The sequence below is a fragment of the Actinoplanes sp. NPDC000266 genome (genome assembly GCF_042899005.1).
GTDB lineage: Bacteria > Actinomycetota > Actinomycetes > Mycobacteriales > Micromonosporaceae > Actinoplanes.
Map to the genome: position 1 here is coordinate 821,786 of NZ_JBIAZI010000001.1, position 11,830 is coordinate 833,615.

Here is an 11,830-nt window from a genome sequence, read left to right on the forward strand (position 1 = left end):
CGGTGGTCGACCTGCGCCATCTGAGCACCTTCGTGGCCGTCGCCGAGGAGGGCAGCTTCTCCGGCGCGGCCACCCGGCTGCGCATAGCCCAGTCCGCGGTCTCCCGCACGATCCGCGACCTCGAGCGCGATCTCGGCAAGCAGCTCTTCGACCGCAGCACCCACCACGTGGCCCTCACCCAGGCCGGCCACGCCACCCTCGACTCGGCCCGCACAGCCCTGGCCGCCGTCGACACGGTCCGCCTGACCGCGGGCGACGCCGGCGACTGCGTCCGCTGCCCCCACGACGGCAAGGAGAAGCCGGCGATCTAGGCCTTCACGCCGAGCGCGGTGACCAGCGCGCCGAGCGTCTCCTCGGCCTCGACGTTGTGCGCGCCGAGCGCCTCGCTGATCGCGGCCGGATCGGCGGTCAGCCCGGCCTGTGCCGCCCACTCGAGAGCCGCGGCGAGCACCTCGCCCGGCGACTGCTCCAGCGGCGGCGCGCCGAACTGCTCGGCGACCTCGGCGTGCAGGTAGGTGCGCCAGCGCCGCCCGGCCGGAGTCAGGCCTTCGACGTCGGCCACGTCGCTGTCAAGGACGTACGCCCAGAGGGCCGGCAACCCGGTCTCGGCGACCAGGCCGGCCAGGGCGCCCGGCTCGTCGCCGTCGAGCTGGATCCACCACCAGCCGTCGCCCCGGTCCTCCTCCCACACCACGGGAACGGCGCCGGCCTTGTACGGCCCGCCGGTGCGCGCGACGATGATCCGGCCCGAGAATCCCATGAAGGTCAGCCCTTCTGCTCAGCGGTAATGGCTCCCCGGCGCAGAGCCTCGCCGGCCAGGCGGGGCCGGCGACGGTCGTCGTTGGTGGTCAGGGCGAACTTGTCGTACAGGTTGGTCAGGTGTTTCTTGACCGCGCTGTCCGAGAGGCCGAGCTCCGACGCCAGCGCGCGGACCGACGGGGGCTCGGGGAACGCCCGGCCGCCGGCGGTCAGCGGGCGGCACAGTGCGGCCAGCACGTCGCGTTCGCGGCGGGTCAGAGCGGGCGGCGGCGGGGCCGGGTCCACGGTCACCGTGTCGGTGGCCGGCTCGGCGGTGGGGGGAGCGGAACAGCAGCCGGGCCGGGCCGATGTCGATGCGGTCGCCGTCGTGCAAGGGGCGGGCCTGGCGCAGCGGCACGCCGTTGACCGTGGTGCCGTTCGTGCTGCCCAGGTCGCGGATCGACCAGCCCGACGGGAAACGTTCCAGGGCGGCGTGCAGGCGCGACACCTTGCCGCCGGCGATCGTGACCTCGTTTGCCGGGGCGCGGCCGATCGAGAGCAGGGAGCCCTCCAGGGGGACGAGCCGGACGCCGCCGTCCTCGTGGACCTCCAGGTGGCCGGTCACGGGCAGTGCTCGCCGGTGGCGACGGTCAGGGGAGTGGTCAGGCCGGTGCCGGTCATCGTCAGGGCGGCCCGGGCGCAGGCGGTCAAGGGCGCCGGCTCGGTCCACTGCTCGAGCGGCTGGCCGGCGGTGACGGCGGGCGGGCCGGACGGGGCGGCGGCCACCCGCAGGCGCCATTGCCCGGTGGGGCCGGCGGTGTCGCGATACTGCTTCCAGACCCAGGTGTACGCCATGACGGCGTTGCAGCCGGGCGACCAGTACAGCTTCACCGACACGGCCTTGAAGCCCCTCACGTAGCCGAAGGCCGAGGTGGCCACCTGATAGGCGTCGGCGTAGCAGGGACCGGGCGGCGGATCGTCCTGGCTCGCGTAGCGCCGTTCCACCGGGGCGGTGACGGGGTTCGACGGGTCCGGCGCCTGGGAGCCGCCGACCGCCAGCGCCAGCGCCGCCCCGGCCAGCACCGGCAGGCCCTTCCACCAGGACCGGCGCGACACCGGCACGGCGGCGACGGTGGCCGAGAGGTCCTGCGCGGCCCGCGCCCGCTCGGCCAGCGACAAGGGCGCCATCACCGGTTCATCGGGCTCCTCGTCCGGCTCCGGAGCGACCAGCGGGGTGACCGGCACCCCGCAGGCGCGCTGGGCCGCCCGCAGCTGCTCGGCGAAGGCGGCGGCGGACGCCGGCCGGTCCGCCGGGTTCTTGGCCAGGGCCGGCTGGAGGGCCGCGAAGACCGGGCCGGGAACGCCGGGGCGCGGGTCGGGGACGGGATCGGCGCCGATCCGGGCGGTCAGGCCCGCCACGCTCTCGCCGGGCAGCGGCACGAACGGGGCGCGGCCGCAGAGCCAGTGGTACAGCGTCGCCGCGAGCGAGTACACATCGGACGCTTCCGTTGCCGGTTCACCCCGCAGGACCTCCGGCGAGGCGTACAGAAGGCTGGCCGTGACCTTCTGCTCCGGGAACGGCGTCCCTGGTCGCGCCAGGCCGAAATCGGCGAGCTTCGGGACCCCGTACCGGGAGATCAGGATGTTCTCGGGTTTGACGTCCCTGTGCAGCAGGCCGGCGCGATGGGCCGCCTCCAGGGCGCCCGCCACGGCGACCCCGCCGGCGAGCACCTCCGCCCACTTCGCCGGGCCGCGCGGCGAGCCGCCCTCCTCGTAGGCCATCAGGATGTACGGAGCTCCCGAAGCCGTACGGCCGGCGTGATGAACCGTGACGATGTGCGGGTGACCGGAGAGGCGGCCGAGCGCCCGCACCTCGCGCTCGAAGCGCGCCTCGTCCACCCGGCCGGCGTCCAGGACCTTCACCGCGACCGTGCGCTGGAACTCCGGCTGCCAGGCGCGGTAGACCGTGCCGAAACCGCCGCGGCCGATCTCGGTGGCGTCCTCGCAGCCCGGAATGAGTCGCAAGTCGTCCCTTTCGGAAAGTTGGCGGCTGTCGATGATAGCCACACGTCCTCCATGGCCCGTGGGGGAGGGAATGGTGGCCGTTTCGGCACCTGTCGCGGGGGTGCGGGAGCTGGTCGACTGACCGGCATGTCGATTCTTCGCAGAAGCCTCGCCGGTGCGGCCGTGATGGCCGCCGCCACCGCGGGCGCCACCCTGATCAACCCCGTCGCCGCGCTCGCCAGCACGCCCGCCAGCTGCGGCAGTGTCCGGCAGATCGGCACCACGCGGGTGCTGACCGTCGGCGGCATGGAGGCGGCCTCGGTCAAGCAGTACTACGGCTGCGGGTACAACTACGCCTACATCTACGTCTGGCAGCAGTACCGGGACACCCACTCCAACTGGGACCTGTACGTGCACGTGATCGACCACAGCGACAGCGGCAGCGACTACGGCGTCGGCGAGCTCAACAACACGACCCGGGCCGAGCTGTGGGGCGCCCCGGCCAACACCGCCGCCCACTGCACCCACGTCACCGGTTATCTGAACTCGACCGGCGGCTCCACGAGCACGGTCTGCTGACCGCCGTGCTGCGCAAGTTGTTCGCGACGACGGCCGCGGCCGTGACGCTCGCCGTGGCCGGTACGGCGACCGCGGCGTCGGCCGCCACTGGCGTGCCGAGCGGGGCGCCGCCGGCCGCCGACAACGTCAACGTCTGGTGCGTGTCGACGACCGGGGCCCGGGCGTGCTTCGCCGCCTACGGTGACCTGGTCTGGGTGAAGGACACCAAGGCGAACGGCGCCCCCGCCGCCGGCAAGATCCAGGGGCCGGGCTGGGCCCGTGAGTGCGTCAACTCCGCGGGCGCCGACGGCGGGTGGGTGAGGTGCAACTTCGACGTGCCGGAGTACGAGGAGGGCCTCCTGTGGGCGGCCAACAACCCGTACGTCGGCAATGAGGCGAGCATCGAGATCTACACCAGCAATCCCATCTGACCGGCGAGGCGTTCGAGCTGGGCCAGGTCGACCGCGCCGGCCATCGCCAGGAAGCCGGCGCGGTTGGGGTGCAGGTGGTCGCCGGGGCCGCCGACGCTGCTGTTGGTGTCGTACGCCGGCAGCAGGTGGCCCGGCCGGGCCGGGTCCTCGGTGACCGCGGAGAAGTCGGCCACCCCGTCGAACTGGCCGCTGGTGCGGATGAAGTCGTTGATGGCGCGGCGCTTGGCGTCGGTCTCGGGTGTGCCGTAGAGGCCGAACTCGGTGCCGGCGGACGGGGTCAGCGTGGCACCGACGATCTTGATGCCGCGGGCGTGGACGCGGCGGATGATCTCCTTGTAGCCGGCGATCACCTGTTCCGCGGTGGCCCCTCCGCCGCCGAGGTCGTTGATGCCTTCGAGCAGGATGACGACGCGGACGCCGGGGCGGTCGATGACGTCGCGGTCGAGCCGGTCGAGCGCGGGCGGGCCGTCGCAGGGGGTGCAGCCACCGGGCGTACGGCCGATGCGGGTGACCATGTTGCCGCCGATCGCCTCGGTGACGACGTCGAGCCGGCTGCCGGCCTGGTCGAGGCGGCGTTGCAGGACGTCGGGCCAGCGGTCGCTGCCGTTGATCGTGGAGAAGAAGCCGTCGGTGATGGAGTCGCCGAAGGCGACGACGGTGCCGGTGCCCCGGCGCTCGGCCAGCACCTCGGAGAGGAAGAACCACGAGGTCGTGCTGTGTGGGAAGGCCAGGTCGGCGACGTCGGCGGTGTGGTCGCCGGCTTTCGGGTCGGTCAGATACGACGTGGTGAACGAGGCCGCGTGCCAGGTCATGGGGCCGCTGGCGCCGGCGACGTGCATGCTCACCGCGAGGCGCTGCGACCGCGCGTCGGAGATCCGCACCGGCACCGGGTCGCTCAGCACCGTGCGTCCCGCCGGCACCGTCACCGAGCGCCGGCCGGAGAAGGCCAGCGGGCGGTTCGTTCCGGGCGCGAGGTTGGCGCCGCTCGACTGGAGGCCGGCGTACACGTTGCGGAAGGTGACCGGGCCGGTGCCGTACTCGTTGGTCAGCCGCACCCGCCAGCTGGAGCCGGCCGAGTTCGCCGGCACGATCATGCGCAGGGTCTGGTCGACGGCCTGGTTGCCGGGCAGGGCCGGGGTGAGGTCGGGCTGGCCGACCGTGTAGCCGTCGGGATAGGCACCCTGGGCCGAGGCGGTCCAGGCGCTGACCGTGGACCGTGGTTCATGTGCGCTCGCCGCCACCGGCGTGAGCAGGACGAGGGCGATCGAGGCGACAACGGTTCTCCGGAGCATGGCACTCCCCATTCATCGACAGTCGTCGCTATCATGCGCAGCCTTGCCCGGGCGATACAAGTGGTACGGGGTTGTACCGCCCCGATCGCGGGGCGGGCTACGGTCGGCGCATGGACGACGTTGGGGGGCGGATCCGGGCGCGGCGCCTGATGCGCGGGTGGAGCGTCCGGTTCGCGGCGAGCCGGGCCGGGATCTCGCACGCGACGTGGAGCCGGATCGAGCGGGGGCTCCAGTCGGCCGACAACCGGATCACGCTCGGTGCCATCGCGGCCGCCCTCGAATGTTCGCCGGCTGATCTGGTGGGCGCGCCCGTCTCGACCGAGGACCGGGAGCTTTCGGCGGCGCTGGCCGGGGCTCAGGCCGTACGGCGGGCCCTCATCGACGTTGATCTGACCGAGCCGAGCGAGCGCGAGGCGCCGCCGATCGAGCTGCTGGCCCGGACGGCCGATCTGGCCGAGTCGTTGTTGCAGGCGTGCGACTACGCGGGGGTGACGCGGGTCCTGCCGGGGCTTCTGCGCGACCTGCACGTGGAGACGGCCGGGCCGGACGCGCTGAGGGCGCTGGCGCTGCTGTCGACGGTCGCCTCAACGGCTTCGTCGGTGCTGCGGGAGCTGGAGTTGCCGGCCGACGCCTGGCTGGCCGCCGAACGTTGCCAGGAAGCCGCGGACGCCTGCGGCGATCCGGTTCTTCAGGGGTACGCCGCCTACACGCGGGCCAGCGCGGCCACGATGGCCGGGTCCTACCAGCGAGGGCTCACCCTGGCCGAGAGGGCGGCCGGCGAGTTGCAGCGGCATCTGGCCCGGCCCGGCGCGGCTGAGGTGCTGGGCTGCCTCCAGCTGCTGTGCGCGCTGGCCAGCCAGGGTGGCAAGAGGCTGGACGAGAGCCGGGCCTGGTCGGCCGAGGCGGCCGAGCTGGCCCGGCGTACGGGCGAGACGACGACGCTGGGCCTGTACTTCGGCCCGACCAACGTGGGCCTGTGGCGGATCAGCATCGAGGCCGAGGACGGCGACCCCGGGCACGCCCTGGAGATCGCCCGGCGGATCACCCCGGGTGTCCTGCCGATCGGCCTGCGGCAGGTCTACTACTACGCCGACACGGCGCGGGCGCTGGCCGCGCTGGGCAACCGGGACCGCGAGGCGATCAGGCTGCTGCTGACCGCCGAGCGGATCGCCCCGCAGCATGTGCACCGCTCGGCCGAGATCTTCCAGACCGTGCAGGAGCTGCTCGACCGTTCCCGCCGCCAGTCCGGCGGGAGCGAGTTGCGCGGACTGAGCGCCCGCATGCAGGTCGCCTGAGTCCCGGCCACCACCGTAGAGTCACCCGAAACGGAACGGGCGGGAGCGGGCTGTGCGCGAGGATCTTCACGACGAGTTCGCCCGGGTGAGCGGCACCCTCGTCACGATGGCCAAGGCCGTCCGCGAGACGATGCGGCAGGCCGGGGCCGCGCTGCTGGCCGCCGACCCCACGCTGGCCCAGCAGGCGGTCGACCGCGGCATCGAGATCGGCGTGCTGCACCGCGTGGCCGAGGACAGGGCGTACGACCTGGTCGCCGCGAAACACCCGGCCCCGGCCGACCTGCGCATGGTGCTGACCGCGGTGAACGTGGCGGCCGACCTCAAACGCATGGGCGAGCTGGCCGTGCACGTCGCCCGGTCGACGCTGCGCCGCAACCCGGCCCCGGCGGTCGCGCCCGAGCTGGCCGATCTCTTCCGGGCCATGAACGCGGTGGCCGACGAGCTGGCCGGCAAGATCGTGGCCGCGCTGGCCGGTCACGACGCGGTGCTGGCGGCCCAGCTCGACGGCGACGACGACGAGATGGACCGGCTGCACACCCGGCTGTTCGCGGTCATGCTCAGCCCCGAGTGGCCGCTGGGCGTGGAGGCCGCCATCGACGGCGCGCTGCTCGGCCGCTACTACGAGCGGTTCGCCGACCGCGCCGTCAACGTCGGCCACCACGTCATGGAGCTCACGCCGGCGTGATGACGACCTTCAGGGCCGCGTGGGCGGCCGCGTTGCCGAAGACGCTGTACGCCTCGTCGATCTGATCGAAGCTGAACGCGTGGGTGCCCATCTTCTCGGCCGGGATCCGCCCGCTCGCCACCATCTTCAGCAGCGTCGGGATCGAGACGGTGTCGACCAGCCCCATGGTCAGCCGCACGTTCTTGATCCACATGTCCTGCATGGGCAGCTCGACCGGCACCCCGTGCACGCCGATGTTGGCGATGGTGCCGCCCGGCCGCACCAGTGAACAGGCGGTCAGCAGCGTCTCGGGATAGCCGACGGCCTCGATGGCCACGTCGACCCCGCCGGTCAGCGCGAGGACCTCGTCGACCGTGCCCGGCCCGGCTTCGAAGGCGTCGGTGGCGCCGAACTCGATCGCCTTCTCCAGGCGGAACTTGTTCGAGTCGACGGCGATGACCCGGGACGCGCCCCACAGCCCGGTGGTGAGGATGGCGGCCAGCCCGACCGCGCCCGCGCCGACCACGGCCACGGTGGCGCCGGGCCGCACCTCGCCGGCCAGCACGCCGACCTCGTACCCGGTGGGCAGGGCGTCGGCCAGGAAGATCGCCTGCTGATCGGTGACGCCGTCCGGCACGGCGTGGAGAGACGTGTCGGCGTACGGCACCCGGACCATCTCGGCCTGAGTCCCGTCGATCAGATGCCCGAAGATCCAGCCGATCCCGCCGACGGTCTGGCAGTGCGACGGCATGCCCCGCTGGCAGTACGAGCACCGCCCGCACTTGGTGATCGCCGGAACCAGCACCCGGTCGCCGACGGCGAAGCCTTTGACCGCGTCACCGGCGGCGGTGATGGTGCCGACGGCCTCGTGCCCGAGGATGCGCCCGTCGGTCACCGCGGCCACGTCCCCGTGCAGGATGTGCAGGTCGGTGCCGCAGATGGTGGTGGTGTCGACCCATACCACGACGTCGGCCGGCTCCTGAACCGTCGCGTCGGGGACGTCCTCCCAGGCCTTTCGCCCGGGGCCGTGATAGACGAGTGCCTTCATGGGCGTGACGTTATCGGCGGCGTATCCGGGTGGCCGTCGCAATATGCGACGGCCCGGCCGCTAGACGCTTTGGCCGGGCCGGGACCCGCCGATCGGAAGAAGGTGAGTGCTCCACCGGACCAGGTGCCGGCCACGACGGTGCGGATCGGCCGGGCGCCGCTGGCCGCCGCCGCGGTGGTGGCGGCCGCGGCGACGATGCTCTACCTGCTGCCCGACCGGCAGTTCGGGTCGGTGCCGGCGTTCATGCCGAGCTTCCTGGCGGTGGTGTGGGTTCTCGACGCCCTCACCGCCTTCCTCCTGTTCACCCAGTACGCGGCGGGCGGTTCGGCCCGGCTGCTCACCCTCGGCGGCGCCTATCTGTGGTCGTCGGCGGTCGTCGTGCCGCACGCGCTGGTCTTTCCCGGCCTGTTCAGCCCGGCCGGGCTTCTCGGCGCGGTGCCCAGCAGCGCGCCGTGGCTGTGGACGGCCTGGCACGTGGGGTTCCCGGCGCTGATCGGACTGGCCATGGCGCCCTGGCCGAAAACGTGGGAGTCGTGGGCCGAGCCCCGGCGGTCGATCCGGTGGCGGGCCACCGCGATCGGCGGCGTCTGCGCGCTGGCGGTGCTGGGCGTGACGGCGGTGGCGTGGCTGGTCACCGCCGGCAGCGCGCACCTGCCGACGATCATCGAGGCCGGCGACTATTCGGTGCTGACCCACCGGTTCGGGCCGTGGATCGTCGCGGTGAACGTGGTGGCGCTGCTGTCGGCGGCGACCAGGTTCCGGGCGGGCGCCGGCCGAGGTCTGGAGGCGTGGGCGTTCGTGGCGGTGTCCGCGTCGTGCGGCGACGCCGTGCTGGTGCTCTACTCCCGGTCGCGTTTCACGCTGGGCTGGTACGGCGCCCGGGTCCTGGCGCTGGTGGCGGCGCTGGTCGTGCTGACCTCGCTGCTGCGGGAGGTGACGCTGCTCTACCGGCGGGTCCGGGCCAGCGCCGAGGAACTCGCCCGCAACAACGAGGAGTTGACGGCGGCCAACGCCGTCCGCGACCACCTCGTGGCCGTCGTCTCGCACGAGTTGCGGACGCCGCTGACCGCGCTGACCGGCGTCGTGGAGATCCTCCGGGAGGGACGCGACGTGTTGCCGCCGGCGAAGGTCGACGACATGCTCATGCGGGCCGACGCCCTCACCCGCCGGCTCAGCATGTTGACCGAGGACCTGCTAGCGGTCTCCACCATCGGCCACGGCCAGCTGCACGTCTCGCCCCTGCCGCTCGACGTGCGGGAGGCGTTGCGGGAATGCGCGGCCATGTTCCCGAACACCGACGTGCGGGTCGAGTGTCCCGACGGCGTGCGGGTCGACGCCGATCCGCTGCGCCTGCAGCAGATCCTGGCGAACTTCGTGCGCAACGCCGTCAAGTACGGCAAGGCTCCGGTGATCCTCTCGGCGGACGCCGGCCGCGCGGAGGTCGACATCCGGGTCCGCGACCACGGCGAGGGCGTGCCCGAGGAGTTCGTCCCGCGGTTGTTCGACCGGTTCACCCGCTCCGAGAAGGCGAAGACCGGCTCGACGGCCGGAGCGGGCCTGGGCCTCTCCATCGCGGCCACCCTCGCCGAGGCCCACCACGGCCGGGCCTGGTACGAGCCGCGTCCGGACGGCGCCTGCTTCGTGCTGACGTTGCCGGCCCGCCCCGAGCCGGTCGAGAAGACTGAACCGCGCGCGGTCACCGAGAGGAGTCACTGACATGGCCCGGGTCCTGCTCGTCGACGACGACGCCGACATCCGCGACACCACGACACTGCGCCTCGAACTCGAGGGGCACGAGGTCACCGCCGTCCCCGACGCCGAGACGGCCCTGACCGCGGCGACGACCGGCGCCGGCTTCGACATAGCCGTCGTCGACGTCGAGCTGCCCGGCACCGACGGCGTGGCCCTGGTCAAGACCCTGCGGGACCTGGACGCCACCCGCCACCTGCCGCTGGTCTTCTACACGGCGCGCTGGTCGGCCGAGGCCGCCGCCGAGGGAACCGTCCTGGCCGACGCCTATCTGACCAAGAGGCAGCCGCTGTCCCAGCTGCTCGACACCATCACCACGCTGACCCGCTGACCTCCTTTCACCCGGTCACCATCTTCACCCCGTCACCATCCGGTAGCCGACGCCCGGCAGGGTGACGATCGCGGCCGGCTCGCCGAGCTTGCGGCGCAGCCGCCCGACGGTCACGGTGACCGTGTTGGTGAACGGGTCGGCGTTCTCGTCCCACACCTGCTCCAGCAGCGCCTCGGCGCTCAGATAGCCGGGCGCCGCCCGCATGAGCGCCTGGAGAAGGGCGAATTCCTTCACCGACAAATTCAGCCGTACGCCGGACCGGGTGGCCGCCCGTCGTATCGGCTCAAGCTCGAGGTCGCCCACAACGAGCACACGGGGATGGGCCGCCGGCCGGCGCCGGGCCAGCGACTGCACCCGCAGCACCAGCTCGGGAAAATGGAACGGCTTGGCCAGATAGTCATCGGCCCCGAGCGTCAGCCCGCGCACGCGATCGTCGGCCGAGCCGGCCGCGGTCAGCATGAGTACCATGGCCCGCCCGTCCCGCCCCGTGATCATCTCGCACAGGGTGTCCCCGCTGAGCCCCGGCAGATCACGATCGAGGACCACGACGTCGTACGGCGTGAGGTCCAGCTTCGCCGCCGCGGCCAGCCCATCGAGCGCCACGTCCACGGCCATCCCCTGATCACGCAGCCCTTCGGCCACCACCTCGGCCAGCGCGACCGCGTCTTCCACGACCAGAACCCTCACCGCGATCCCTCCACGGGCAGCCGGATCTCCACGCGGAGCCCACCTTCCGGCCGGGCCCGGGTGACCAGCGATCCGCCATGGGCCGACGCCACCGCCGAGGCGATCGCCAGGCCGAGCCCCGTTCCGGAGCCGGTGCGGGCGGTGCCGAGGCGGCGGAACGGGCGGCCCAGCGTCGCCACCTCGCCCGGGTCGAGCACCGGCCCGTCGTTCTCGACGACCAGGGCGCCGGGGGAAAGGGTCACCTGCCGCCGGCCGCCGGGCTCGCCGTGCCGGGCGGCGTTGTCGACCACGTTGGACACCATCCGGGCCAGCAGCACCGGATTTCCCACGGTCACGAAGTCGTCCCCGTCCACCGGCGTTCCGGCCGGGATCAGCGACCGGATCGGCAGCGGGGTCCGCCCGTCGAGCGCGCCGTGCTGCGCCCGGGCCAGCACCAGCAGGCCCTCCAGCAGCCGTTCGAGCTGGTCGAGCTCGGTCCTGACCCGGCCCGCCAGCCGGGTCACCTCGGCGCCCGCCACCGGTTTGGCCTCGGCCACGTCGACCGCGGCTCGCATGGTGGCCAGCGGTGTGCGCAGTTCATGTGAGGCGTCGGCCACGAACCGGCGCTGTGCCGCGAACGACTCCTCGAGCCGCCCCAGCAGGTCGTCGATGGTGTCGGCCAGGGCCTTGACCTCGTCGGCCGGCCCGGTCACGGCGAGTCTCGAGTGCAGGCTGTCGGCGGTGATCCGGCGGGTGGCCGCGGTGATCCGGCGCAGCGGCCGCAGCACCGTGCCCGCCGCCGCCCGGCCAAGCAGCAGCGCTAGCAGCAGCATGACGGCCATGGCCACCATCGCGCCGAACAGCAGGCGGCGGTTCTGCGCCTCGGCCGCGATCTCCATCTGCTGGGCCACCATCGGGCCCAGGGGACTGCCCACGGGCTGGCTCGATCCGACGCTGATCGCCGCCGTGATCGCGAGCAGACCGGCGCCGGAGATCACGAACAGCACGCCGTACAACAGGGTGAAACGCAGCCGGACTCCCATCCGCTCAGCAT

The 11,830-nt window shown here is 73.0% G+C and carries 14 protein-coding genes and 1 pseudogene; 7 read left to right on the plus strand and 8 right to left on the minus strand.

Going from position 1 to position 11,830, the window contains the following annotated elements; translation table 11 throughout:
* Window positions 1-2 precede the first annotated feature (2 nt).
* On the plus strand, window positions 3-311 hold the full coding sequence (locus ACFY36_RS03310; protein ID WP_499744256.1) for a LysR family transcriptional regulator: 309 nt from the start codon (window positions 3-5) through the stop codon (window positions 309-311).
* Here ACFY36_RS03310 and ACFY36_RS03315 read toward each other — a convergent pair.
* From ACFY36_RS03315 to ACFY36_RS03330, 4 genes and pseudogenes are all read right to left on the minus strand, one after another.
* Window positions 308-760, minus strand: a complete 453-nt coding sequence (locus ACFY36_RS03315; RefSeq protein WP_499744257.1) for a hypothetical protein — start codon at window positions 758-760, stop codon at window positions 308-310. The genes ACFY36_RS03310 and ACFY36_RS03315 overlap by 4 nt on opposite strands.
* Before the next feature lie 5 nt (window positions 761-765).
* Complete coding sequence (locus tag ACFY36_RS03320) at window positions 766-1,050, minus strand: LexA family protein (protein WP_499744258.1); 285 nt, start codon at window positions 1,048-1,050, stop codon at window positions 766-768.
* 40 nt (window positions 1,051-1,090) lie between these two features.
* Window positions 1,091-1,468: pseudogene (locus ACFY36_RS03325) on the minus strand (FHA domain-containing protein); the annotation flags it as partial.
* A complete protein-coding gene (locus ACFY36_RS03330) occupies window positions 1,360-2,763 on the minus strand; it encodes a serine/threonine-protein kinase (RefSeq protein ID WP_499744259.1) in 1,404 nt (467 codons plus the stop codon). The pseudogene ACFY36_RS03325 and the gene ACFY36_RS03330, both read right to left, overlap by 109 nt.
* 126 nt (window positions 2,764-2,889) lie before the next feature.
* Between ACFY36_RS03330 and ACFY36_RS03335 the strand changes: the two genes are divergently transcribed.
* Window positions 2,890-3,321 carry a hypothetical protein gene (locus tag ACFY36_RS03335; RefSeq protein ID WP_499744260.1) on the plus strand — a complete coding sequence of 144 codons (432 nt, stop codon included), beginning with the start codon at window positions 2,890-2,892 and terminating at the stop codon, window positions 3,319-3,321.
* A 5-nt stretch (window positions 3,322-3,326) separates the two neighbouring features.
* Complete coding sequence (locus tag ACFY36_RS03340; RefSeq protein ID WP_499744261.1) at window positions 3,327-3,731, plus strand: hypothetical protein; 405 nt, start codon at window positions 3,327-3,329, stop codon at window positions 3,729-3,731.
* Here ACFY36_RS03340 and ACFY36_RS03345 read toward each other — a convergent pair.
* Window positions 3,710-5,023: an SGNH/GDSL hydrolase family protein gene (locus tag ACFY36_RS03345; protein ID WP_499744262.1), complete on the minus strand. Its 1,314-nt coding sequence runs from the start codon at window positions 5,021-5,023 to the stop codon at window positions 3,710-3,712. The genes ACFY36_RS03340 and ACFY36_RS03345 overlap by 22 nt on opposite strands.
* A gap of 110 nt (window positions 5,024-5,133) precedes the next feature.
* Between ACFY36_RS03345 and ACFY36_RS03350 the strand changes: the two genes are divergently transcribed.
* Window positions 5,134-6,318: a helix-turn-helix domain-containing protein gene (locus tag ACFY36_RS03350; RefSeq protein WP_499744263.1), complete on the plus strand. Its 1,185-nt coding sequence runs from the start codon at window positions 5,134-5,136 to the stop codon at window positions 6,316-6,318.
* 52 nt (window positions 6,319-6,370) lie between these two features.
* Window positions 6,371-7,003, plus strand: coding sequence for a phosphate signaling complex PhoU family protein (locus ACFY36_RS03355; protein WP_499744264.1), 633 nt, complete (start codon window positions 6,371-6,373; stop codon window positions 7,001-7,003).
* On the opposite strand, the gene ACFY36_RS03360 is transcribed toward ACFY36_RS03355, so the two are convergent.
* Window positions 6,990-8,030, minus strand: a complete 1,041-nt coding sequence (locus ACFY36_RS03360) for an alcohol dehydrogenase catalytic domain-containing protein (RefSeq protein ID WP_499744265.1) — start codon at window positions 8,028-8,030, stop codon at window positions 6,990-6,992. The two genes, ACFY36_RS03355 and ACFY36_RS03360, sit on opposite strands and share 14 nt — an antisense overlap.
* Window positions 8,031-8,132: 102 nt before the next feature.
* Here ACFY36_RS03360 and ACFY36_RS03365 point away from each other — a divergent pair, with 102 nt between their 5' ends.
* Window positions 8,133-9,746 (plus strand): sensor histidine kinase, encoded by a 1,614-nt coding sequence (locus ACFY36_RS03365; RefSeq protein ID WP_499744266.1) that lies wholly within the window; start codon window positions 8,133-8,135, stop codon window positions 9,744-9,746.
* Window position 9,747: 1 nt separating this feature from the next.
* Window positions 9,748-10,110: a response regulator gene (locus tag ACFY36_RS03370; RefSeq protein WP_499744267.1), complete on the plus strand. Its 363-nt coding sequence runs from the start codon at window positions 9,748-9,750 to the stop codon at window positions 10,108-10,110.
* A gap of 24 nt (window positions 10,111-10,134) precedes the next feature.
* Here ACFY36_RS03370 and ACFY36_RS03375 read toward each other — a convergent pair whose 3' ends face one another.
* Both ACFY36_RS03375 and ACFY36_RS03380 read right to left on the minus strand, forming a co-directional pair.
* On the minus strand, window positions 10,135-10,797 hold the full coding sequence (locus ACFY36_RS03375) for a response regulator transcription factor (protein WP_499744268.1): 663 nt from the start codon (window positions 10,795-10,797) through the stop codon (window positions 10,135-10,137).
* A complete protein-coding gene (locus ACFY36_RS03380) occupies window positions 10,794-11,819 on the minus strand; it encodes a sensor histidine kinase (RefSeq protein ID WP_499744269.1) in 1,026 nt (341 codons plus the stop codon). Before ACFY36_RS03380 ends, ACFY36_RS03375 begins: the two co-directional genes overlap by 4 nt.
* Window positions 11,820-11,830: the final 11 nt, after the last annotated feature.